The sequence below is a fragment of the Pseudomonas sp. KH_027 genome (genome assembly GCF_057838565.1).
In genome coordinates this window covers 440933-464337 of the sequence record NZ_CM174470.1, presented here as the reverse complement: position 1 = coordinate 464337, position 23405 = coordinate 440933, and the positions used below count along the sequence as shown (strand labels likewise).

General features: G+C 61.5%; 16 protein-coding genes. 2 read left to right on the top strand and 14 right to left on the bottom strand.

Annotated elements, in window-relative coordinates:
* Nucleotides 1-5 precede the first annotated feature (5 nt).
* From AC3IYG_RS02220 to AC3IYG_RS02175, 10 genes are all read right to left on the bottom strand, one after another.
* On the bottom strand, nucleotides 6-1424 hold the full coding sequence (locus AC3IYG_RS02220) for an FAD-dependent oxidoreductase (protein ID WP_489312092.1): 1419 nt from the start codon (nucleotides 1422-1424) through the stop codon (nucleotides 6-8).
* 82 nt (nucleotides 1425-1506) lie between these two features.
* Nucleotides 1507-5952 carry a glutamate synthase large subunit gene (gene gltB, locus AC3IYG_RS02215; protein WP_489312091.1) on the bottom strand — a complete coding sequence of 1482 codons (4446 nt, stop codon included), beginning with the start codon at nucleotides 5950-5952 and terminating at the stop codon, nucleotides 1507-1509.
* Between the two features lie 217 nt (nucleotides 5953-6169).
* The gene (locus tag AC3IYG_RS02210) at nucleotides 6170-7813 is read right to left on the bottom strand and encodes an AAA family ATPase (RefSeq protein WP_489312090.1); all 1644 of its coding nucleotides are present in this window, start codon (nucleotides 7811-7813) and stop codon (nucleotides 6170-6172) included.
* 11 nt (nucleotides 7814-7824) lie between these two features.
* Nucleotides 7825-8928 carry a 3-dehydroquinate synthase gene (gene aroB / locus AC3IYG_RS02205; RefSeq protein WP_489312089.1) on the bottom strand — a complete coding sequence of 368 codons (1104 nt, stop codon included), beginning with the start codon at nucleotides 8926-8928 and terminating at the stop codon, nucleotides 7825-7827.
* A 50-nt stretch (nucleotides 8929-8978) separates the two neighbouring features.
* Nucleotides 8979-9497 carry a shikimate kinase AroK gene (aroK, locus tag AC3IYG_RS02200; protein WP_489312088.1) on the bottom strand — a complete coding sequence of 173 codons (519 nt, stop codon included), beginning with the start codon at nucleotides 9495-9497 and terminating at the stop codon, nucleotides 8979-8981.
* A 4-nt stretch (nucleotides 9498-9501) separates the two neighbouring features.
* Nucleotides 9502-11607 carry a type IV pilus secretin PilQ gene (locus AC3IYG_RS02195; RefSeq protein ID WP_489312087.1) on the bottom strand — a complete coding sequence of 702 codons (2106 nt, stop codon included), beginning with the start codon at nucleotides 11605-11607 and terminating at the stop codon, nucleotides 9502-9504.
* A 52-nt stretch (nucleotides 11608-11659) separates the two neighbouring features.
* Nucleotides 11660-12169, bottom strand: a complete 510-nt coding sequence (gene pilP / locus AC3IYG_RS02190; protein WP_489313820.1) for a type 4a pilus biogenesis lipoprotein PilP — start codon at nucleotides 12167-12169, stop codon at nucleotides 11660-11662.
* Nucleotides 12170-12183: 14 nt separating this feature from the next.
* Entirely contained in the window at nucleotides 12184-12807 is a 624-nt protein-coding gene (gene pilO / locus AC3IYG_RS02185) for a type 4a pilus biogenesis protein PilO (protein WP_489312086.1), read from the bottom strand.
* Nucleotides 12804-13376 carry a PilN domain-containing protein gene (locus tag AC3IYG_RS02180; protein WP_489312085.1) on the bottom strand — a complete coding sequence of 191 codons (573 nt, stop codon included), beginning with the start codon at nucleotides 13374-13376 and terminating at the stop codon, nucleotides 12804-12806. The genes pilO and AC3IYG_RS02180 overlap by 4 nt, the downstream gene beginning before the upstream one ends.
* Entirely contained in the window at nucleotides 13376-14440 is a 1065-nt protein-coding gene (locus AC3IYG_RS02175) for a pilus assembly protein PilM (RefSeq protein ID WP_489312084.1), read from the bottom strand. The genes AC3IYG_RS02180 and AC3IYG_RS02175 overlap by 1 nt, the downstream gene beginning before the upstream one ends.
* Before the next feature lie 181 nt (nucleotides 14441-14621).
* Between AC3IYG_RS02175 and AC3IYG_RS02170 the strand changes: the two genes are divergently transcribed.
* The gene (locus AC3IYG_RS02170; protein WP_489312083.1) at nucleotides 14622-17051 is read left to right on the top strand and encodes a penicillin-binding protein 1A; all 2430 of its coding nucleotides are present in this window, start codon (nucleotides 14622-14624) and stop codon (nucleotides 17049-17051) included.
* A gap of 106 nt (nucleotides 17052-17157) precedes the next feature.
* On the opposite strand, the gene AC3IYG_RS02165 is transcribed toward AC3IYG_RS02170, so the two are convergent.
* From AC3IYG_RS02165 to rpmE, 4 genes are all read right to left on the bottom strand, one after another.
* The gene (locus tag AC3IYG_RS02165; protein WP_489312082.1) at nucleotides 17158-18426 is read right to left on the bottom strand and encodes a malic enzyme-like NAD(P)-binding protein; all 1269 of its coding nucleotides are present in this window, start codon (nucleotides 18424-18426) and stop codon (nucleotides 17158-17160) included.
* A 101-nt stretch (nucleotides 18427-18527) separates the two neighbouring features.
* Nucleotides 18528-19961, bottom strand: a complete 1434-nt coding sequence (locus tag AC3IYG_RS02160) for a M48 family metalloprotease (RefSeq protein WP_489313819.1) — start codon at nucleotides 19959-19961, stop codon at nucleotides 18528-18530.
* Between the two features lie 2 nt (nucleotides 19962-19963).
* On the bottom strand, nucleotides 19964-20764 hold the full coding sequence (locus AC3IYG_RS02155) for a thermonuclease family protein (RefSeq protein WP_489312081.1): 801 nt from the start codon (nucleotides 20762-20764) through the stop codon (nucleotides 19964-19966).
* A gap of 26 nt (nucleotides 20765-20790) precedes the next feature.
* A complete protein-coding gene (gene rpmE, locus AC3IYG_RS02150; RefSeq protein WP_119953453.1) occupies nucleotides 20791-21006 on the bottom strand; it encodes a 50S ribosomal protein L31 in 216 nt (71 codons plus the stop codon).
* Between the two features lie 169 nt (nucleotides 21007-21175).
* Between rpmE and AC3IYG_RS02145 the strand changes: the two genes are divergently transcribed.
* Nucleotides 21176-23395, top strand: a complete 2220-nt coding sequence (locus AC3IYG_RS02145; RefSeq protein ID WP_489312080.1) for a primosomal protein N' — start codon at nucleotides 21176-21178, stop codon at nucleotides 23393-23395.
* Nucleotides 23396-23405: the final 10 nt, after the last annotated feature.

Here is a 23405-nt window from a genome sequence, read left to right as displayed (position 1 = left end):
ACGAATCACACGCCCAGATAGTCGAGGATGCCTTCGGCGGCTTGCCGCCCCTCGAAGATCGCGGTCACCACCAGATCGGAACCGCGCACCATATCGCCGCCGGCGAAGATTTTCGGGTTGCTGGTCTGGTGCTTGAACTGCGACTGCTCCGGCGCGACCACACGGCCCTGGCTGTCGGTCTGGATACTGAACTGCTCGAACCAGGGCGCCGGGCTTGGGCGGAAGCCGAAAGCGATAATCACGGCATCGGCCGGGATGATCTCTTCGGAGCCCGGGATCGGCTCGGGGCTGCGCCGGCCACGGGCATCCGGCTCGCCGAGACGGGTCTCGACCACCTTTACGCCTTCGACCTTGTCTTCGCCGACGATGGCGATGGGCTGGCGGTTGTAGAGGAATTTCACCCCTTCTTCCTTGGCGTTCTTCACTTCTTTACGCGAGCCGGGCATGTTTTCTTCGTCGCGACGATACGCACAGGTCACGGCCTTGGCGCCCTGGCGAATCGAGGTGCGGTTGCAATCCATGGCGGTGTCGCCACCGCCGAGCACCACGATCTTCTTGCCCTTCATGTCGATGAAGTCTTCCGGCGACTTCTCGAAACCGAGGTTGCGGTTGACGTTGGCGATCAGGAAGTCCAGCGCGTCATAGACGCCCGGCAGATCCTCGCCGGGGAAGCCGCCTTTCATGTAGGTGTAGGTGCCCATGCCCATGAACACGGCATCGTAGTCTTCCAGCAACTGCTCGACGGTCACGTCGGTGCCGACTTCGGTGTTCAGGCGGAACTCGATGCCCATACCGGTGAAAATTTCCCGGCGACGGCTGAGTACGCTCTTTTCCAGCTTGAATTCGGGAATGCCGAAGGTCAGCAAGCCGCCGATTTCTGGGTTCTTGTCGAACACCACCGGACTCACGCCATTGCGCACCAGCACGTCGGCACAACCCAGGCCGGCCGGACCGGCGCCGATGATCGCGACCTTCTTGCCGGTCGGCTTGACCTTGGACATATCCGGACGCCAGCCCATGGCAAAGGCGGTGTCGGTGATGTACTTCTCCACCGAACCGATGGTCACCGCGCCGAAGCCATCGTTGAGGGTGCAGGCGCCCTCACACAGACGATCCTGCGGGCACACGCGACCGCAGACTTCCGGCAGGGTGTTGGTCTGGTGCGCCAGTTCGGCGGCAGCCAGGATGTTGCCTTCCGACACCAGCTTGAGCCAGTTCGGAATGTAGTTGTGCACCGGGCACTTCCATTCGCAATACGGGTTGCCGCAACCCAGGCAACGATGCGCCTGGTCGGCCGCTTGCGCTGGCTTGAAGGGCTCGTAGATCTCGACGAATTCCTTCTTGCGCTGACGCAAGAGCTTCTTCTTCGGATCTTTGCGCCCGACCTCGATGAACTGGAAGTCGTTGTTCAGACGTTCAGTCATTTTAAAACCTCATCAAGCTGTAGGGCGTGATCACGCTAATCACGAGTCGCGTCAGCTCTGCGACCACGCCCCTAGGCGCAAATTATTGTGGGTTGGCACGGGTGCTGGAAAGCAGCGACCCCAAGCTGGCGGCTTTCGGCTTGACCAGCCAGAACTTGCGCAGGTAGTCGTCGAGGTTTTCCAGGAGGTTGCGACCCCACTCGCTGGACGTTTCCTGAACATACTCGGCAAGCACGCGCTGCAAGTGGCTACGGTAGGACTCCATGGCCTCGCCGCTGATCCGCTGGATTTCCACCAGTTCGTGGTTCACCCGGTCGACGAAGCTGTTGTCCTGATCCAGTACGTAGGCGAAACCGCCGGTCATGCCGGAACCGAAGTTGTAGCCGGTCTTGCCCAGCACGCAGACGAAACCGCCGGTCATGTATTCGCAGCAGTGGTCACCAGTGCCTTCGACCACGGTGTGGGCCCCGGAGTTACGCACGGCGAAACGCTCGCCGGCGGTACCGGCGGCGAACAGCTTGCCGCCCGTGGCGCCGTACAGACAGGTGTTGCCGATGATGGCGCTGTCCTGGGTTTTGTAGGCGCTGCCGGCCGGTGGCACGATGACCAGCTTGCCGCCGGTCATGCCCTTGCCGACGTAGTCGTTGGCGTCGCCTTCCAGGTAGAGGTTCAGACCGCCGGCGTTCCACACACCGAAACTCTGCCCGGCCGTGCCCTTGAAGCGGAAGGTGATCGGCGCCTTGGCCATGCCCTGGTTGCCGTGCAAGCGGGCGATTTCACCGGAGACACGGGCACCGATGGAACGGTCGCAGTTGCAGATATCCAACTCGAACTCGGCACCGGTCAGGCCATCGATGGCCGGCTTGGCCAACTCGACCATGTGCTCGGCAAGCTTGCCGAGGTCGAACGGCGGGTTGCGCTCAACCTGACAGAACTGCGGCTTGTCGGCCGGGATATGGTCGCTGCCGAGCAGCGGGGTCAGGTCCAGGTGCTGTTGCTTGTCGGTTTCGCCCGGCAGCATTTCCAGCAGATCGGTACGCCCGATCAGCTCTTCCAGGCTGCGCACACCGACCTTGGCCAGCCACTCGCGGGTTTCCTCGGCGACGTAGGTGAAGAAGTTCACCACCATGTCGACGGTGCCGATGAAGTGATCCTTGCGCAGCTTGTCGTTCTGGGTAGCGACGCCGGTGGCGCAGTTGTTCAGGTGGCAGATGCGCAGGTATTTGCAGCCCAGGGCGATCATCGGTGCAGTGCCGAAGCCGAAGCTTTCGGCGCCGAGGATGGCCGCCTTGATCACGTCGAGGCCGGTTTTCAGGCCGCCGTCGGTCTGCACCCGAACCTTGCCGCGCAGGTCGTTGCCGCGCAGGGTCTGGTGGGTTTCGGCCAGGCCGAGCTCCCACGGTGCGCCGGCGTACTTGATCGAGGTGATCGGCGAAGCGCCGGTGCCACCGTCGTAACCGGAGATGGTGATCAGGTCAGCGTAAGCCTTGGCCACACCGGCGGCGATGGTGCCGACGCCCGCCTCGGCAACCAGCTTGACCGATACCAGGGCCGCAGGGTTGACCTGCTTGAGGTCATAGATCAGCTGCGCCAGGTCTTCGATGGAGTAGATGTCATGGTGCGGCGGCGGCGAAATCAGGGTCACGCCAGGCACTGCGTAACGCAGCCGCGCGATCAGGCCGTTGACCTTGCCACCCGGCAACTGGCCGCCCTCACCGGGCTTGGCGCCCTGGGCGACTTTGATCTGCAGCACTTCGGCGTTGACCAGGTACTCCGGCGTAACACCGAAGCGGCCGGTCGCCACTTGCTTGATCTTGGAGCTGCGGCTGGTGCCGTAACGGGCCGGGTCTTCGCCGCCCTCACCGGAGTTGGAGCGCGCACCGATGCGGTTCATGGCTTCGGCAATGGCTTCGTGAGCCTCCGGCGACAGGGCGCCGAGGGAAATGCCGGCGGAGTCGAAGCGCTTGAGAATGGCGTCCAGCGGCTCGATCTGGTCGAGTGCCAGCGGCTCATCGAGCACTTTGACCTTGAGCAGGTCGCGGATCATCGACACCGGGCGGGTATCCACCAGGGTCGTGTACTCCTTGAACTTGGCATAGCTGCCCTGCTGCACGGCGGCTTGCAGGGTGTTCACCACATCCGGGTTGTAGGCGTGGTATTCGCCACCGTAGACGAACTTCAGCAGGCCGCCCTGCTGGATCGCCTTGCGGTTGTTCCAGGCCTCATTGGCCAGCAGTTTCTGCTCGGCTTCGATATCGACGAAGCGCGCGCCCTTGATCCGGCTGGCGACGCCGCGGAAGCTCAATTCGACCACTTCTTCGGACAGACCGACCGCTTCGAACAACTGCGCACCGCGGTACGAGGCCACGGTGGAGATGCCCATCTTCGACAGGATCTTCAGCAGGCCTTTGGAGATGCCTTTGCGGTAGTGCTTGAACACCTCATAGAGGTCGCCGAGCACTTCGCCGGTACGGATCAGGTCGGCCAGCACTTCGTAGGCCAGGTAGGGATAAACCGCCGAAGCGCCGAAGCCGATCAACACCGCAAAGTGATGAGGGTCGCGGGCGGTGGCGGTTTCCACCAGGATGTTGCAGTCGCAACGCAGGCCTTTTTCCACCAGACGGTGATGCGCGGCACCCACGGCCAGCGAGGCATGCATCGGCAGCTTACCCGGCGCGATGTTCCGGTCGGTCAGCACCAGCAGGGTCTTGCCGCCACGCACGGCTTCTTCGGCCTGATCCGCGACATTGCGCACCGCGGCTTCGAGACCGAGGGTCTCGTCGTAGTTGAGCTCGATGACCTGACGCTCGAAGCCCGGCGTTTGCAGAGCCATCAGCGAACGCCACTTGGCCGGCGAGATCACCGGCGAGCTGAGGATCACGCGGCTGGCATGGGCCGGCGATTCCTCGAAGATATTGCGCTCGGCGCCCAGGCAGATCTCCAGCGACATCACGATGGCTTCGCGCAGCGGGTCGATCGGCGGGTTGGTGACCTGGGCGAACTGCTGACGGAAGTAGTCGTAAGTGGAGCGCACGCGCCGGGACAGCACCGCCATTGGCGTGTCGTCGCCCATCGAGCCGACTGCTTCCTGGCCTTGCTCGGCCAACGGCCGCAGTACCTGATCACGCTCTTCGAAGGTGACCTGGAACATCTTCATGTATTGCTTGAGCTGCTCGGCGTCGTAGCTGGCCACGCCATGGTCGTCTTCCATGGTCGCCTGAATACGCACGGCACTCTTGCGCAGCCACTGCTTGTAGGGATGACGCGACTTCAAGCGACTGTCGATATCGTCGGTGCCCAGCACCTGGCCGGTTTCGGTATCCACGGCAAGCACCTGCCCCGGGCCGACGCGACCTTTGGCAATCACTTCATCCGGCTGATAACCCCAGACACCGATCTCGGAGGCGATGGTGATGTAGCCATTGCGGGTGGTGACCCAGCGCGCCGGGCGCAAACCGTTGCGATCGAGCAGGCAGACGGCATAGCGACCGTCCGTCAGCACCACACCGGCCGGGCCGTCCCACGGCTCCATGTGCATGGAGTTGTATTCGTAGAAGGCGCGCAGGTCGGCGTCCATGGTCTCGACGTTCTGCCATGCCGGCGGAATGATCATGCGGATGCCACGGAACAAGTCCATGCCGCCGGTGACCATCAACTCCAGCATGTTGTCCATGCTCGAGGAGTCCGAACCGACGCGGTTGACCAGCGGCCCCAGCTCGTCCAGGTCCGGCAACAGGTCGTTGCTGAATTTGGTCCGCCGGGCCTGGGCCCAATTGCGGTTGCCCGTGATCGTGTTGATCTCGCCGTTGTGGGCGAGGAAACGGAACGGCTGGGCCAGCGGCCACTTCGGCAGGGTGTTGGTGGAAAAGCGCTGGTGGAACACGCAGATCGCGGTCTGCAGGCGCTCGTCACTCAGGTCCGGGAAGAACTGAGCGAGATCGACCGGCATCATCAGGCCTTTGTAGATGATGGTCTTGGGCGAGAAGCTGCAGATGTAATGCTCGCTGTCGGCCGCGTTGGTCACCGAGGAACGACGACGAGCGCAGAACAGCTTGATCGCGAATTCCTGGTCGCTGAGGCCTTCGCCACCGATGAACACCTGCTCGATCTGCGGCAGGCGCTCCAGGGCCAGACGGCCGAGCACGCTGACATCGATCGGCACCTTGCGCCAGCCGATCAGTCGCAGCCCGGCGGCCTGAATCTCGCGATTCATGTTTTCCCGGCCGACGCTGGCCTTGGCTTCGTCCTGATTGAGGAAAACCATGCCCACGGCGTACTGCTTCGGCAACTCGACGCCAAACTGCTGCTGGGCGATAGCGCGCAGGAACGCATCCGGCTTCTGCATCAACAGGCCACAACCGTCGCCGGTCTTACCGTCGGCGTTGATCCCGCCGCGGTGAGTCATGCAGGTCAGGGCTTCAATAGCCGTCTGCAGCAAATGATGACTCGCCTCGCCCTGCATGTGGGCGATCAGGCCGAAGCCGCAGTTATCCTTGAACTCATCAGGATGGTACAGACCTGCTTTCATAGGGACTCTCACCAGGCAAACTTATATCTATTTCAAACACTTACCTTGCGCGCAGGTCATGCGCCAGCTTTGCGCAGGCAAAAGGGGGGTCATTGTACACAGCCACACAGGGGCTCACAAATGTCTCGCGACGACACCGCGAAACCTTATGTCGCTAATCTAGAAGAAAAGACCGGTCGGTCGTGCTAGCGACCGCCTGGTCATGTCAGCCCGACACTCAGCGCGCCTGGGCTTCCTTCTGGATGCTGGCGAAGGTTCGCGGCCAGGGCTTGCTCGCCTGGACCTTGTCCGGCAGGGCCTTGATCGCCGCCTGCGCGGCAGCGCGCGTGGCAAAACTGCCGTATGTCACCACATAGAGCGGCTGCCCTTGGTGAACCTTCTTGAAGTAGCGGTACTCGCCACCCTGCTGACGCACGAACGCCTGCGCACTGCTCTCCGAGCGAGTGCCCAGAACTTGCAACGCATAATGCGCTCCAGCCTGACTGCGGTACCAACCCGCCCCTGCCGGCGAAGCACTGGCGACAACCTTTTCCACTGGCTTGGCGGCAGCTTTCACCGGCGCAGTCACTGCCGGCTTGGGCGCAGGCGCAACCACCGCAGGCCTGGGCGCCACAGCAACAGCCGGGCTGGCCGACTGATCTGGCACTGCCGGCGGGGCCGGGCGAGTGGCCGGCGCAACAACGGGGGCCACTGGAACAGCGCTCGCCACCGCACCCAACGGCGGCGCAACACTGGTAACCGTCGGTGGTACGGAGCCCGGCGCCGACGCCGGCTCAGCCAGTCCAGCATCCTCGCCATCCGCCAACCCTGCGGCCTGCGCCAACGGCTCGCGGATCACCGGCTGCGCCTGCCCCACCAACGGCAATGGCAACGGTTGGGTCGAGCCGGCAAATTCGATAGCCGGAGCATTCGGTTTGGGTTCCACGGCTGGCTCAGCATCCGCCGCAATTGGCGCCACAGCCGAGTCCAGCGGCAACTGGGCGGCCACCGGCGCAGCCGGCTCGCTATCGCTACGCCCCTGCATCAGCCAGGCTGCGCCCACCGCTATTGCGACCACAACCAAGGCCAACAAATGCTTTTTTGGCAGATTGAAACTGAAACCCGGACGCTGAGCGGCACCGCGCTGGGCCAACATCGTCTCAATCAAGGTATCGCGCGCCACCTGATTGATCGCCCCAGGCCAGCCTCCGGACTGCAGATGGATATCGGCGACCTGTTCATCGGACAGAATTTCCACCCCCTGCCCTGCACCGTCCAGACGCTGCGCCAGGTAGTCGCGCGTTTCATCTTCGCTATAGGGCTGCAACTCGATGGCATGGAAACGCTCCTCGCCATCGGCCAGCAACTCAAGGCGCGCAAGCAGCGCGACCTCACCAAACAGGAACACATGCGCCCGCCCGTCGGCATTGCCGGCCGCCAACAGCAACAAGGCATCCAGCGAGGAGTTATCCAGCGCCTCGGCATCATCAACCAACAGGTAGACCTCCTGCCCGGTCAACGCCAACTGCGCGACCTGCGCCAGAACGGCCTGCGCATCCGACTGAACCACGTTCAAACCCTGGGCGATCTGCCGCATGACGCCAGCCGCATCGGACGCACCACGGGCAGAAACCACTACGCTGTGCACGGCCTGTTTGTTGGTGCTCGCTACTAGCGCCTGGCGCAGCAGGGTCTTGCCACTGCCCTGCGGCCCACTGATAACCAGCAACAACTGGCTGTAACGCGCCAGATGATGAAGCTGACCCAGCACCGGCTTGCGCTGCGCCGGGAAAAACTTGAACCCCGGCACGCGCGCCGCGAAAGGATCGTGACTGAACTGGTAGTGGCCGAGAAAGGCCTCATCGGCATGCAAACTGGTCATGGGACTCTCAATTAGTCTTTAAGCTGTTCCACCATGGCGCGGTAGTCCGCAGCCAAGGTGGCATCCAAAATCTCGCGGGGAAAATCACCCGTCACTACGGCATCGCCCATCTGACGTAACAACACCAGACGCAAACGGCCGCCCAGAACTTTCTTATCGACCGCCATATGCTTGAGAAAGTCATCCGCCGTCATATCCTGCGGCGGTATCACCGGCAGGCCTGCCCGCTGAAACAGACGGATTGCGCGATCGCGCTCGGCCGCCGTAATCCAGCCAAGACGGCTGGACATCTCCAGCGCCATGACAGTACCGGCAGCCACCGCCTCCCCATGCAGCCAGACACCATACCCTTGCTGGGTTTCTATGGCATGCCCGAAGGTATGCCCCAGATTGAGCGTCGCACGCACACCCGACTCGCGCTCGTCAGCCCCGACAACCCGAGCCTTGGCCGCACAGGAGCGCTCGATCGCCTCGGTCAACGCCACCTGATCAAGCGCACGCAGGGCCTCGATATTGGCCTCCAGCCATGCCAGGAAGGGCTCATCGCAGATCAAGCCATACTTGATGACTTCCGCCAGCCCCGCCGAGAGCTCGCGTGCCGGCAGCGTAGTAAGCGTCGAGGTATCGATCAGCACCGCCTGCGGCTGATAGAAGGCCCCGACCATATTCTTACCCAGCGGGTGGTTGATCCCGGTCTTACCGCCCACCGAGGAATCGACCTGCGAAAGCAGGGTGGTCGGCACCTGAATGAAGTTGACTCCACGCTGGTAGCAGGCCGCTGCGAAACCGGCCATATCGCCGACAACACCGCCCCCCAGGGCAATCACCGTGGTGCTGCGCTCATGTCGAGCCGTCAGCAGACCATCGAAAATGCTCTGCAGGGTTTCCCAACCCTTGAAGGCCTCGCCATCCGGCAGCACAACAGTCGCCACCTCGTAGCCCGCCAGCACGCGAGTCAACGCCTCCAGGTAAAGAGGCGCAACGGTTTCATTAGTAACGATAGCCACTTGCCGCCCGGCAATATGCCGCGCGAACAGCTCGGGACGAGCAAGCAAACCCGCCCCGATATAGATGGGATAGCTGCGATCGCCAAGCTCGACCTGAAGAGTTTGCATGAGGCCCCCACGATAAAAGGGCTCTAGGATAGCGCAATTCCGCCTGCGCTTTAACGTGGAGACAGCGCCTCGAGGCGCTCGAGAATTTCCTGCACCACCATCCGCGGTGGCCGCTCGTCGGTTTCAATCACCACATCGGCGATCTCACGGTAGAGCGGATCACGAATATGCATCAGGTCGCCCAGCACCTTACCGGGGTTTGCTGTGCGCAACAGCGGGCGATTTCGATCACGCGACGTACGATCCAGCTGTTGTTCGACGGAAGTATGCAGGTAAACCACCCGCCCTCCCGCCCGCAACGCGGTACGGTTTTCCGGGCGCAGGACAGCACCACCGCCCGTAGCCAACACCACACCATCCAGCTCGCAGAGCTCGACAATCACCGCCTGTTCGCGCTCACGAAACCCAAGCTCGCCCTCGACATCGAAAATCCAAGGAATATTGGCACCCGTACGCTGCTCAATTTCCTTATCAGAATCTTTGAACGGTAGTCTCAGCTCTTTAGCAAGAAGCCGCCCGATGGTGCTCTTACCAGCCCCCATCGGGCCCACGAGGATCAAATTTCGCACAAAATTAACGGCTCACTGCAATCGCCTGATTGTTCATTATACGGGGAGTGAGGAAGACCAGCAGCTCGGATTTCTTGTCTTCCACGACGTCACGTCGGAACATCCGCCCCAGGTAAGGCAAGTCGCCGAGGAACGGAACCTTATCGACAGTCTTACTTTGCGTGTTGGAGAACACGCCACCAATCACGATTGTCTCACCATCGCTGACCAGCACCTTGGCGTTGACTTCGTTTTTCTTGATTGGTGGCACGCCATTCAAGGCATTTACAAAGTCAGCCTCGTCCTTGGTCACCTTCACTTCGATGATGATGCGGTTGTCCGGGGTGATTTGCGGTGTCACCTCAAGCGACAGCGCAGCCTCTTTGAACGACGTACTGGTCGCACCGCTGGAACTGGCTTCCTGGTAAGGAATTTCAGAACCTTTGAGGATTTTCGCCGTTTCCTTGTCCGAGGTGACGACCTTGGGCTGGGAGACGATCTCGCCGTTGCCGGTTTTCTCCATGGCCGACAGCTCCAGATCGAGGATCAGGTTGTCGGTGACGAAACCGATGCCGATGCCCGCGGTACGGTTAGCCACGCCCATGTCGACGAACGGGAAGTTGCCATTGCTGTCGTCACCGGAGTCGCCACCTTCATCGCCATTGTCATCGTTACCATAGACTACCCCACGACCGTTGCCGAACAGCTGAGAACCACCCCAACGCACGCCAAGGCTCTTGTCGTAGTCGACGTTGGCTTCGACGATGCGCGCCTCGATCATCACCTGACGAACCGGAATATCCAGCTGCGCAACGATCCGACGCAACTCATCGAGCTTGGTCTGGGTCTGGTAGGCGATGATGCTGTTGGTTCGATCATCGACCGTGATGGAGCCACGCTCATCAGAACCCTCGGCAGCGGCAGCATTTTCATTGCCGCTGCTGGTTACCGACTGGAACAGCTTGGCGATATCCGCGGCCTTGGCATAGTTGACCTGAATCAACTCGCGACTCAGGGGCGCCAGCTCGGCAATCTGCTTCTGCGACTCCAATTCCTGGCGCTCGCGGGCGGCGATTTCATCCGCCGGCGCAACCAGCAGGACGTTGCCGACCTTGCGCTTGTCCAAGCCCTTGGTTTTCAGCACCAGATCCAGCGCCTGGTCCCACGGCACATTCTGCAGGCGCAGGGTAATGTTGCCTTGCACGGTGTCGCTTGCCACCAGGTTCAGGTCCGTGAAGTCGGCGATCAACTGCAGGACCGAGCGAACATCGATATCCTGGAAGTTCAAGGAAAGCTTCTCGCCGCTGTAAGCAAAACGCTCAGCCTTACGCTTCTCGACATCGTCCTGGGTGAGCGGTTTGACGCTAATCGTCAGCTTGTTATCGGTCTGATAAGCCAGGTAATCATAGAAACCGGTCGGTTCGATGGTAATGGTTGCCTTATCGCCTGTTTCAACGGCGCTGACAAACTGAACCGGCGTTGCGAAGTCTTTGACATCCAAGCGTACGCGCAGAGATTCCGGCAGCTGGGTTTTCGCGAAGCTCAAGCGAATTTTGCCGCCCTGCTCTTGAATGTCCGGGCTGACCGACGGATCCGACAACTGGATGACGACATTGCCTTCACCCTGTTCGCCGCGCTGAAAATCGATATTGCTGATGGATTTACCAACAGCTGCGTAAGTCTTCTTCACGGGTGCCTGCGCCTGCGCGGCAACGGGCGCAACAACGGGCGCGGCAGCGGCGACGCTGCCAGCGCTGTCACCCACGACCACGTACAGGTTATTGCCTTCGGCACGCGTGCTGTAGGGAACCAGGGTCGACAGGTTGATGATCAGCCGCGTGCGATCCTTGGCCTCGACCACGGTAACGCTGCGCGCATTACCGACACCCAGCTCACGGTTCTTCGAACCCAGCTGATTGGTCACGCCCGGCAAATCAAGGGCAATACGTGCAGGTTGTTCAATGGTGTAGCCACGCGGCGCCGTTACCGGCTCGTCGAATGCCAGCTTCAGCTCCACCCGATCACCAGGCAGTGCAGCGACGTCCAGCGTTTGCAGGCTGGCGGCCAGCAGGGCCGGTGAAATCAGGGTAGCTAACAGGGATATGCAGAGGCGCGAAAGCGAGCTATTCATTCTCAGGTTCCGTTGTACAGACCGGTCATTATTTTTCATATTCACCTCGCCCTTAAGAGCGCTCCTTGAGAGAGAGGCTTCGCGGCCGTTCCAGCCAGCCACCTTCACCATCAGGAACAATTTCGATCACATCAATTTTCGCTTCGTTAATTGTCAAGATGCGACCATTGTTGCGCCCCAGGTAATCACCCACTTTGACTCTGTGGACACCGCCCGCGCCATTTACCAGAGCGAACGTTCCGCCATCATTGGAAAGCGTCCCGACCATCTCGAAAACTTCGATATTGAAGCCCTCGAGAAACTGCTTGACCCGCGTTTCGTCGGGCTTGATCTCTTGAGAACCTTTCGGCCGGCTGACCAGATCAATTTTTATCGGCGGCTGGAATGGGCTACGCAATGCAGCGGCGCTGTAAGTGAAGGCCTCGTAAGGCTGAAACTTTGGCAAGGGCTCAATAGAACCCTTCGGGCGCGTACGAACCTCGTCCATATACACCTGAAGATCATTGAAATCGCCACTCGAACCACAACCGCTCAAACTAGCCAGCAACAAACCGCACACCATCAGATTGGAGCTCTTCATTTCTGCAGCCCCTTATCGTTGTAACGGTAGGTCTTGGCGAGGATGCTCATGTGCAGCTTCGAGGTGCTCTCCTCGCTGACTGGTTTGATCTCGAAGTCATGCAGCGTCACGATCCGAGGCAGGCTGGCCACGCCACTGACGAAAGTCGCCAAGTCGTGATACGCACCCACCACGGAAATCTGAATCGGCAACTCGATATAAAACTGCTGCACGGCTTCCGGCAGTAATTTAATTTCTTCGAACTCCAAGCCACTGCCCAGCCCAGTGCGCGTTATATCCTCGAGCAGCCCGGGCACTTCGGTATCACTTGGCAATTGCCGCAAAAGAGCGCCGAAAGAGACTTCCATCTCTTTCATCTGTTCTTTATAGGCTTCCAGGTTGGCCGCTTGAAAGGCTTTGGTGGAGAACTGCTGCTTGAGGGTCTCTTCTTCGCTTCGCTGCTGATCCAGCTGCGTCTGCAAATCTTTAAGGTGGAAGTTGTAGCCCAGCGCCAGAACCACAACCAAGAGCAGAAAGCAGGCTATGACCTTGACCGCCGCCGGCCAGGAGCCGAGGTTGTTGAGATCGAGATCGCCAAGGTCTATTTTGCGCAGGTTTTCCAGGGACTCAGCCAGACTCATTTCTTGGCTCCTTCGGCTTCAACCGACGGCTGCGTTTGCTGCACAGTCAGCTGGAAGACATTGGCCTGATCCAGCTCTCCAGCCGTAATGGCCTTGACCGCCGTCAGGTTAGGCGCGTCCAGCCACTGCGAAGCATCCAGATTACGCATCAAATTAGAAACCCGATTGTTTGACTCGGCCGCACCATCGATGGAGATGCTCTTACCCACCATTTTCAGGGAGTTGAAATACACGCCATCAGGCAATGTGCGAGCCAACTGGTCGAATACCCGCCCGATAATGGGTCGATTGCCCTGCAGATCCTGGATGATTTTCATCCGTTCCAGGAGCTGTTGACGGCGGGTCTTGAGCTCGCTGATCTCCTTGATTCGCGCATCCAGAACGGCAATTTCTTTACGCACGAAGTCGTTGCGTGCGTTTTGCTGTTCGATGGCGCCATTCAGGTACTGATCGCCAAGGAAAACGCTGCCGCCGGCCACTATCAATACACCCGCAAGAGTGACCAAAAAGCGTTGTTTGCGCTCCTCGCGCAGCTGCTCCCGCCAGGGAAGTAGGTTGATGCGCGCCATCAGTCGAAACTCCTCATCGCCAGACCACAGGCAATCATCAGCGCCGGGGCATCACTCGCCAAAGCCCCGGCATTGACCTTGCCACTAAGCGCCATGTCCGCGAAGGGATTCGCCACCAGGGTCTGTGTCCCGATCTTTTGCTGGATCAAGCGGTCCAGATCAGGAATCGAGGCCGTCCCTCCCGCCAACAGGATGTAGTCGACATCATTGAACTGGCCTGCCGCGAAGAAGAACTGCAGCGAGCGGGAAACCTGCTGCACCACCGCCTCTTTGAACGGTTGCAACACTTCACTGTCATAGTCATCCGGAAGACCGCCCTGCTTCTTGGCAAGCCCGGCTTCCTCCACCGACAACCCGTAACGACGCTGAATTTCTTCTGTCAGTTGCTTGCCGCCAAAGAGCTGCTCGCGGGTATAAATGGTCCGACCGTTGTGCAGCACGCTCAGCGTGGTCATGGTCGCGCCGATATCGACGATCGCGACTGTCAGCTCGTCATGCCCGCTACCCAACTGAGCAGCCAGCAAGCTGTAAGCCCGCTCAAGGGCATAGGCTTCGACATCGACGACCTTCGCCGTCATGCCGGACAGCGCAAGTGCCGCCTCACGCACCTCGACGTTCTCCTTGCGGCACGCCGCCAGCAGCACATCGACCCGCTCGGCATTACGCGCCGAAGGCCCCTGCACTTCGAAGTCGATCGCGACTTCTTCGAGCGGATAAGGAATGTACTGGTCGGCCTCGATCTTCAGCTGGTTCTCCAGCTCATCGTCCGAAAGCCCCGCCTCCATCTCGATGGTCTTGGTGATCACCGCCGAGCCCGCGACCGCGACCGCGACCGTCTTCACCCCGGTTTTGGCTTTGGCCAGAACACGAGACAAGGCTTGACCCACGCCTTCCAGCTCAGCGATGTTTTTCTCGACAACTGCATTAGGGGGGAGTGGCTCGACAGCGTAGGCCTCTACCTTGTAGCGGCTTCCTGAGCGACTCAATTCGAGGAGCTTGACCGAGGTCGAACTGATATCGATCCCCAGCAGCGTATTCGCTTTCTTATTGAAGAGCCCTAGCACGACCGATTTCCTATTGGCATCCGCGACTTACGGACTATTTATGTTTTTTCACATTAAATAACAGTCTTGACATAAGCGCAAATGGCTACCCGGGAAAAAAAACGCTTATAATGTGAACAGTTTTCCCCTTTTAACATCGCCTTACGCTTAACTCTTTCTTTTATCTGGAAATCCAAAAATTTTGATGCGTCTGCTGAAGTTTTTCTGGTGGTGCTGCGTAGCCGTTTTTTGTGGACTGTTGCTCAGTCTCAGCGGCGCTTTTCTCTACCTAAGCCCTGCCCTGCCATCCGTCGAATCGCTTCGCAGCATTCAACTGCAGATCCCTCTGCGGGTCTATAGCAGCGACGCCAAGCTGATTGCCGAATTTGGCGAAATGCGCCGCTCCCCGATCCGCTTCGCCGACATCCCCCCGGACTTCATCAAAGCCCTGCTATCGGCCGAAGATGACAACTTCGCCAATCATTATGGCGTTGACCTCAGCAGCCTAATGCGTGCTGCCACGCAATTATTGAAAAGCGGGCAGATCCAATCTGGCGGCAGCACCATCACCATGCAGGTGGCGAAAAACTTCTTCCTCACCAGCGAAAGAAGCTTTTCCCGCAAGATCAATGAAATCCTGCTTGCGTTACAAATTGAGCGCGAGCTCAGCAAGGATGAAATCCTCGAGCTCTACGTCAACAAAATCTACTTGGGCAACCGCGCCTACGGCATCGAAGCGGCGGCCCAGGTTTATTACGGCAAATCCATGCGCGACCTGAGCCTGGCGCAGATGGCCATGATCGCCGGGCTGCCAAAAGCGCCTTCGCGCTTCAACCCGCTGGTGAATCCGCAACGCAGCCAGGAACGCCGCGACTGGATCCTCGGGCGCATGTACAAGCTCGGCAAGATTGATGAGGCACGCTTCCAGGCGGCCATCCATGAACCGATCAATGCCAGCTACCACGTTCCCACACCAGAACTCGCCGCACCTTATATAGCGGAAATGGCGCGCGCGGAAATGGTCGGACGCTATGGCAGCGAGGCCTACACGGAAGGCTTCCATGTCACCACCACGGTGCCCAGCAGCTTGCAGGAAGCCGCCAACAGCGCGGTTCGTAACGGGCTGATCAGTTACGACCAGCGTCACGGCTATCGCGGCCCGGAGACCCGTCTGCCGGGCATGACGCGCGAAACCTGGCAAGCCGAGCTGACCAAGCAAAAATCACTCAATAGCCTCGAACCCGCCATCGTCAGCCAGGTGGAAAAAAGCGGCATCCTGGTACTCGGCCGCAACGGTCAGGAAGAAGCCGTCAGCTGGGATAGCATGAAATGGGCACGCCCATTCCTCAACACCAACAGCCTTGGCCCGCGCCCGCAAAAGCCGGAGGATGTCGTACAGGTCGGCGACCTGATCCGCGTTCTGCGCCAAGAGGACGGCAGCCTGGCGTTCAGCCAACTGCCCGCCGCGCAGAGCGCGCTGGTGTCTCTCGACCCGCAGAACGGTGCGATCCGCGCCCTGGTCGGCGGCTTCTCCTTTGACCAGAGCAACTACAACCGCGCCGCGCAAGCCAAGCGCCAGCCCGGCTCCAGCTTCAAACCCTTCATCTACAGCGCGGCGCTCGACAAGGGCTACACCGCGGCGAGCCTGGTAAACGATGCGCCCATCGTGTTCCAGGAAGCCGGCATGGACGAAGCCTGGCGTCCGAAGAACGACAGCAACACCTTCCTCGGCCCCATCCGCCTACGCGAAGCCCTGTACAAGTCGCGCAATCTGGTTTCGATTCGCTTGCTGCAAGCCATTGGCATCGAATATGCCCTGAACTACGTCAGCCGCTTCGGCTTCAACAAGCAAGAATTGCCGCGCAACCTGTCCCTGGCCCTCGGCACCGCCAACCTGACACCGCTGGAGGTCGCCAGTGGCTGGAGCGCCTTTGCCAATGGCGGCTACAAGGTACAGCCCTACCTGATCGAGAGCATCCATAGCCGCAAGGGTGAGCCCCTGTATGTCGCCAACCCCGCCAGCGTACCCAGCGGCGAAGCTGCCGCCAGCAACTTGGAGCCAGCCGCCGACAGTGACAACGCCGCCCCGGCACAAGCAGCGACAACCGCCATGCAGCCCGTGGTCGCCGAGCGGATTGTCGATGCCCGCACCAGCTACATCATGACCAGCATGCTGCAGGACGTGATCAAGCGTGGCACCGGGCGGCGCGCGATGGCCATGGGCCGTAGCGACCTGGCCGGCAAGACCGGGACCACCAACGAGTCCAAGGACAGCTGGTTCTCCGGCTACAACGCCGACTACATAACCACCGTCTGGACTGGCTTCGACCAACCGGAAAGCCTCGGCCGCCACGAGTTCGGCGGCACCGTCGCACTGCCGATCTGGATGAGCTACATGAGCGCCGCACTCAAGGACAAGCCCGCGCACACGCTGCCCGAACCGAGCGGCCTACTGACCCTGCGGATCGACCCACTGAGTGGCCGCGCCGCCACACCGGGCACGCCGAACGCCTACTTCGAGCTGTTCAAGAGCGAAGACACGCCGCCGCCGATGAGCGAACTCGAGCCTGGCTTGGCAGTGCCCGGCAGCCCCCTCCCGGCCGACGAAGCCACACCTATCGACCTGTTCTAAACCGGCACAACCGCCCACGGACAATACCCAAACCCCTCAGGCGCCCGAACGACAGACAATAAAAAGCCCCGCATCTGCGGGGCTTTTTCATGCAACCGACAACGACTCAGCCGTTGAACACGTCATCCACTGACTTCAGCGGATAGTGCTTCGGGTAGGGCAGGGTCGCCACACCGCTCTCGATTGCCGCCTTGGCCACCGCATCGGAAATCACAGTGATCAGACGCGCATCCATCGGCTTCGGAATGATGTACTCGCGGCCGAACGACAGCGCGATCCCACCATAGGCATCGCAGACTTCCTGCGGCACCGGCAGCTTGGCCAGCTCACGCAGGGCCACGGCGGCGGCAATCTTCATCTCTTCGTTGATGCGTGTCGCGCGAACGTCCAGTGCCCCACGGAAGATGAAGGGGAAGCCGAGCACGTTGTTGACCTGGTTCGGGTAATCCGAACGACCGGTGGCCATGATCACGTCATTGCGCGTGGCGTGAGCCAATTCCGGGGCGATCTCCGGGTCCGGGTTGGAGCAGGCAAACACGATCGGATCGGCCGCCATGCGCTTGAGGTCTTCGGCGCTGAGCAGATTGGCCCCGGACAGACCGACGAACACGTCAGCGCCGTCGAGCGCATCCGACAACGAGCGCTTGTCCGTCTCGTGAGCGAATACCGCCTTGTACTGGTTCAGATCGTCGCGCCCGGCGTGGATCACCCCTTTGCGGTCGACCATGAAGATGTTCTCGATGTTCGCGCCCATGCTCACCAGCAACTTCATGCAGGAGATGGCGGCGGCGCCTGCGCCGAGGCAGACGATCTTGGCTTCCGGCAGCGTCTTGCCGACGATTTCCAGGGCATTGAGCATACCGGCTGCGGTCACGATGGCGGTGCCGTGCTGGTCATCGTGGAACACCGGAATGTCGCACTGCTCGATCAGCGCACGCTCGATCTCAAAGCACTCTGGCGCCTTGATGTCTTCCAGGTTGATGCCGCCGAAGGTGATGGAAATGCGCTTGACCGTATCGATGAACGCCTGCGGACTTTCCGAATCGACTTCGATATCGAATACGTCGATGCCTGCGAACCGCTTGAACAGCACCCCCTTGCCTTCCATCACTGGTTTGGAAGCCAGCGGGCCGAGGTTGCCCAGACCGAGGATTGCCGTGCCGTCGGAAATCACCGCCACCAGGTTGCCCTTACCGGTGTACTTGTAGGCCAGTTCGGGATCGCGCGCGATCTCACGAACCGGCTCAGCCACACCCGGGCTGTAGGCCAGCGACAGATCGCGGGCGGTCGCGGTAGGTTTGGTCAGCTCGACACTCAGCTTCCCTGGGCGGGGATTGGCGTGGTATTCGAGAGCGGCAGTTTTCAGATCAGACATGTTGGCATTTCCGCTTTTTTTGCTGTTGAACAGACAGGCCGCGAGGATACGCAAGATGCCGAAACCTAACAAGACTGAGCAGTCAGTCTGCGTCAAGGTCTCTAGCGTAAGACTTTAAGCCAGTCACCGGGGCGCGGCTCGCCGCTCGGATAGAGATGATTGAGCAACCGCAAGCGCGCTTGCGCGTCGGCCGGCAACTTACTTTCCCGAGCTAACTGAGCCATGGTTTGCCCGCTTTTGGCCTTGATCATGTGCAGCCGCAGCGGTTGAGCCAGCTTACGCTCATCATCCTTGAGCGGGCGAAAACTCTTGATCACCTCGAGGAAGTTGGCGTCCTCGGTCTCCAGCGAAGCCGGTGGCTTGACCGCGGCCACGAAGAGATAAGCCTGCGCGCCCCTGAGGAGCACCGCAACGCGCCTTGCCGGGCTGCCGGGCATAACCGCGGTGTAGCCTTGCAAACCGGCCTGCTGCAACGACTCCTCCGCCGCCAGCCGCCGGCCGCCCGTGCGCTCTTTGATGAAGGCAGCCGGGGTCTGGCCTGGCTTGGCCTGCTCCAGGGTCATGGCGATAAAGGCCTGCTGATCGGCCGTGTGCCCGATCATCGCGTCGGGGCGATTGAGCAGCGTCCAACCCGCCGGGTAGCCCAGGGTAAAGTCCAGGTCGGCGTGATAGAAGCGCTGCCCCCGGCGCACGCCGGTCGCCTGCGAGTCGCCGAATGGCAGGCCCTCCAGGTGCTGCAAAAACACCTCCTGATTGACCTCCTGCTGCCCGCCAGCCAAGGCCCTGGCCGGACCTATCACCTCTTGCAACCGCCGATCGTTACCCGGATGGGTATCGAACAAACCATGGTAGCCACTGGCCGGAGCGGCCTGGCCGCTCTTGGCCGCCTGATCGCGGGCGAAGTCGTCCTGACTCTTGAGCACTGCAACCACTTCGATCATCGCCTGCGGATCGTAGCCGCTGCGCGCCAGGTACTGCGCCCCGAGACCATCCGCCTGCAACTCCATGTCGCGACCATAGCCGCGGACGAAGGCCGACCCCAGCGCCCCGGTCAGGTCGGCTGCCGCGCCGACTCCGGTGCCGATCGCGACCGCCTGCCCCAGAATGCCCCAGGCCTGCGACTGACTCTGCTGCTGGACGCTGTGGCGCGCCGTGACATGACCGATTTCATGCCCCAGCACCGCGGCCAATTCGGCTTCCGAACTGAGATAGGCGAGCAGCCCGCGATGGATATAGATGTAGCCGCCCGGCAGGGCGAACGCGTTGATATCCGGGCTGTCGATCACCGTGAAGCGATAGCTCAGGTTGCTGCGATGGCTGTGCTTGGCCACGCGCTCGCCGACCTGCTGAACATAGGCCTGGAGCTTCTCATCGGCATAACGCGGGTACTGCTTGGCGATTTCCTGGCTGTAACTGCGCCCGAGATCGAGCTCCTTCTGCTCGCTCATCATCACGAAGTTGTTCTCGCCGGTCGCCGGGTTCAGCGCGCAACCGGTCAACGCCGCCAACAACAAAAGCACAAGCGCAAAACGCAGACTCACGGCAACACCTCAAGCATCGACGCATGGGTCAAGGGCAACATCCAGCGAGCTTGCCCAGGTTTTACGCCGCCACGCCGGGAGCGGTCAATCACCCAGCCGCGCGCCTCGACACGCCGCCCCTCCAGCCCCTGCAAGCGCTCAAGGTCGAATTGCGCGAGCAGCTTCGGCGCAACCCGCAGCACCAGCGAGTCGTCCAACTCGAGCCACACGCCGCCACGGTTGCGCTCGACCTTCAGCACCTGCCCGCGAATCAAGGCGAAGCCACCCGTACTCAGCTGCTCCGGCGTGCGCACTGGCGACTGGCTCCAGAGCCCGAGCCGCGAAGCCCGCGCACTGCGCTCGGCGGCCTGCTGGCAACTCACCAGCGCCACATTCGGCGCCACCGCTACCAGATAACCAAGGCCCTCGGCCAGCAACTGCGCCTCCAGGTTTCGCCCCTGACGGTCATAGCCGTGCGCCAAGGTACGACCGTAGTGATCCTTCGCCTCGCGCCCCGGCTGCAAGGCGATACGCCCGTCACTGGCGTCGACCAGCGCCTGCAGGCGGCGCCGGGCCAGCTCGGCGAACGGCTCGGCCGAGCGCCCATGATGAGCCAGCTCAGGGGCATTCACACCGATCAAGCGCACGCTGCGGCCATCGCTGAGCTTCAACGTGTCGCCATCGACCACCTGCCGGACGCTGACGCTCGGCAACCCGGACGGCAGCGGGCAAAATGCCTGGGCCGGAAAAACCACGGCGAGAGAAACGAAAAAGGCGCCCGCAAGGGACGCCTTTTTCAACAGCATGGAAAAGCTCATCAAGCCTTCCGAGACAGCAAAGCCACTTAGGCCTTGGAGCCGAACACACCGAAACGCTGCTTGAAGCGATCAACACGGCCGCCCACGTCCAGCACTTTCTGCTTGCCGGTGTAGAACGGGTGGCACTCGTTGCACACGTCCAGGCTCAGCGGCTTGGCCAGGGTGGAGCGAGTTTCGATCACGTTGCCACAGCTGCAAGTGGCGGTGATGGCTTCGTAGGTAGGATGAATATCAGCTTTCATGGTGTATTCCTCAGGTCTGACGTGCCGCCACCCGACACAATTGTCGAATACCGCACGGAATTAGGCCGCGGATAATACCAGAGCACGACAACGACGCAAGCCACTCTCTGCACCGATCGTCGTCTGGCTGCGTGCTAAGATCGCGCCTCGCTCACCAGGAACTCCTCGCGTGCCCGACGCCATTCTGCGCCTCGCCCTGCCCTCGCCGCTGCGCCGCCTGTTCGACTACAAGGCCCCGGCCGGCGTCAAGCGCGCCGACCTGCAACCGGGCATGCGCCTGCGCGTGCCGTTCGGCCGACGCGAGATGATCGGCATTCTGGTCGAAGTCACCGAACACAGCGAAGTGCCGGCCGACAAACTGAAGCCGGCGCTGCAACTGCTCGACACGCAGTCACCGATGCCCGCGACCTTCTTCAAGCTCTGCCTGTGGACCGCGCAGTATTACCAGCACAGCCTCGGCGACACCTTCAGTTGGGCGCTGCCGAATCTCCTGCGCCAGGGCGAGCCGGCCGAAGCCCGGCAAGAGCGCTTTTGGCATATGACCGAGGGCGCCCGCCTCGACGACCCGCGCCTGGCGCGCGCGCCGCGGCAACGCGACGCCCTGAGCACCATCGCCCAGCACCCCCATGGCGTCGCACACCAACTGCTCAGCCAATTGCAGCTGAATAAAGACAGCCTCGAACTGCTGCGCGAGAAAGGCCTGGTCAACATCGAGGTGCGCCGCCACGCCGTCAGCCCGCGGCACGCCAACTGGCTGGCGCAACCTGAGCTGCCGCTGAACCCCGAGCAGCGCGCGGCGACCGAAGCGATCCGCACCGGCCTCGACAGCTTCAAGGCCTTTTTGCTGGCCGGGGTGACCGGCAGCGGCAAGACCGAGGTGTACCTGCAGCTGATCCGCGAAACCCTGGAGGCCGGCAAGCAGGCGCTGGTGCTGATCCCGGAGATCAACCTCGGCCCACAGACCCTGGCGCGCTTCGAGCGCCGCTTCAACGCACGCATCGCCCTGCTGCACTCGGCGGTGAACGATCGCGAACGGCTGGATGCCTGGCTGGCGGCCCGCGATGGCGAGGCGGACATCATTATCGGCACCCGCTCGGCGCTGTTCACCCCGATGAAGAACCCGGGGCTGATCATCATCGACGAGGAGCACGACGCGTCTTATAAACAGCAGGAAGGGCTGCGCTACCACGCCCGCGACCTGGCCCTGGTCCGTGCGCGGCAGGAAAACATCCCGATCGTGCTCGGCTCCGCCACCCCGTCGCTGGAAAGCCTGCAGAACGCCCACGCCGGCCGCTACGCCCTGCTGCGCCTGAACCAGCGCGCCGGCGGCGCCCAGCAGCCGCGCTTCCTGCGCCTGGATATCAAGAGCCGGCCGCTGGACAGCGGCATCTCCGGGCCCATGCAGCAAGCCATCGGCCAGACCCTGGCGGCCGGCCAGCAGGTGCTGGTATTCCTCAACCGCCGCGGCTTCGCACCAACGCTGCTGTGTCATGACTGTGGCTGGCTGTCGGAATGCCCGCGCTGCGATGCGCGCATGACCGTACACCAACGCTCCGGCGAGTTGCGCTGCCACCACTGCGGTCATGTCGAACGCCAGCCGAGCAACTGTCCGCAGTGCGGCAAGGTCGATCTGCGCCCGGTCGGCGCCGGCACCGAACGCGCCGAGGAGCGCCTGGCGATTCTCTTCCCGAACGTCCCGGTGCTACGCGTCGACCGCGAAAGCACCTCACGCAAAGATGCGATGCAGCAATTGTTCACCATCATCCAGCGGGGCGAACCGTGCATCCTGATCGGCACCCAAATGCTCGCCAAGGGCCACCACTTCCCGCGGGTGACCCTGGTGTCGATCCTGGATGCCGACGGCGGGCTGTTCTCCGCCGACTTTCGCGCCAGCGAGCGCATGGCCCAGTTGATCGTGCAAGTCGCCGGCCGCGCCGGGCGTGCGGAAGAGCCGGGCCGGGTGATCATCCAAACCCACCTGGCCGACCATCCGTTATTGGTGCAACTGACCGAGCAAGGCTATTTCGCCTTCGCCGAACAGGCCCTGAGCGAGCGCCGCGCCGCCGGCCTGCCACCCTTCTGCCACCTCGCCCTGCTGCGTGCCGAGGCCCATAAGCCGGGGCAGGCGGAAGGTTTTCTCGATGATGCCTGCGTCGAAGCCGAACACCTGCTGCGCGAGTTGAACCTCAGCGGCATTGAACTACTCGGCCCGGTGCCGGCTCCGATGGAGCGTCGCGCCGGCCGTTACCGCGCGCAACTGTTGCTACAGGCCAACGCCCGCGCGCCGCTGCATCGCCTGCTCGGCAGCTGGCTGCTGGCACTGGAAGGCATGCCGGCGGGCCGGGCGGTGCGCTGGTCGCTGGATGTCGACCCGATAGACCTGTTCTAAGCGTCAAAAG

Excerpts from the sequence above, each read along its gene's own strand:
- AC3IYG_RS02220 (WP_489312092.1), bottom strand. The coding sequence starts at position 1,424 with ATGACTGAACGTCTGAACAACGACTTCCAGTTCATCGAGGTCGGGCGC.
- gltB (WP_489312091.1), bottom strand. The coding sequence starts at position 5,952 with ATGAAAGCAGGTCTGTACCATCCTGATGAGTTCAAGGATAACTGCGGC.
- AC3IYG_RS02210 (WP_489312090.1), bottom strand. The coding sequence starts at position 7,813 with ATGACCAGTTTGCATGCCGATGAGGCCTTTCTCGGCCACTACCAGTTC.
- aroB (WP_489312089.1), bottom strand. The coding sequence starts at position 8,928 with ATGCAAACTCTTCAGGTCGAGCTTGGCGATCGCAGCTATCCCATCTAT.
- AC3IYG_RS02195 (WP_489312087.1), bottom strand. The coding sequence starts at position 11,607 with ATGAATAGCTCGCTTTCGCGCCTCTGCATATCCCTGTTAGCTACCCTG.
- pilP (WP_489313820.1), bottom strand. The coding sequence starts at position 12,169 with ATGGTGTGCGGTTTGTTGCTGGCTAGTTTGAGCGGTTGTGGTTCGAGT.
- pilO (WP_489312086.1), bottom strand. The coding sequence starts at position 12,807 with ATGAGTCTGGCTGAGTCCCTGGAAAACCTGCGCAAAATAGACCTTGGC.
- AC3IYG_RS02180 (WP_489312085.1), bottom strand. The coding sequence starts at position 13,376 with ATGGCGCGCATCAACCTACTTCCCTGGCGGGAGCAGCTGCGCGAGGAG.
- AC3IYG_RS02165 (WP_489312082.1), bottom strand. The coding sequence starts at position 18,426 with ATGTCTGATCTGAAAACTGCCGCTCTCGAATACCACGCCAATCCCCGC.
- AC3IYG_RS02155 (WP_489312081.1), bottom strand. The coding sequence starts at position 20,764 with ATGAGCTTTTCCATGCTGTTGAAAAAGGCGTCCCTTGCGGGCGCCTTT.
- rpmE (WP_119953453.1), bottom strand. The coding sequence starts at position 21,006 with ATGAAAGCTGATATTCATCCTACCTACGAAGCCATCACCGCCACTTGC.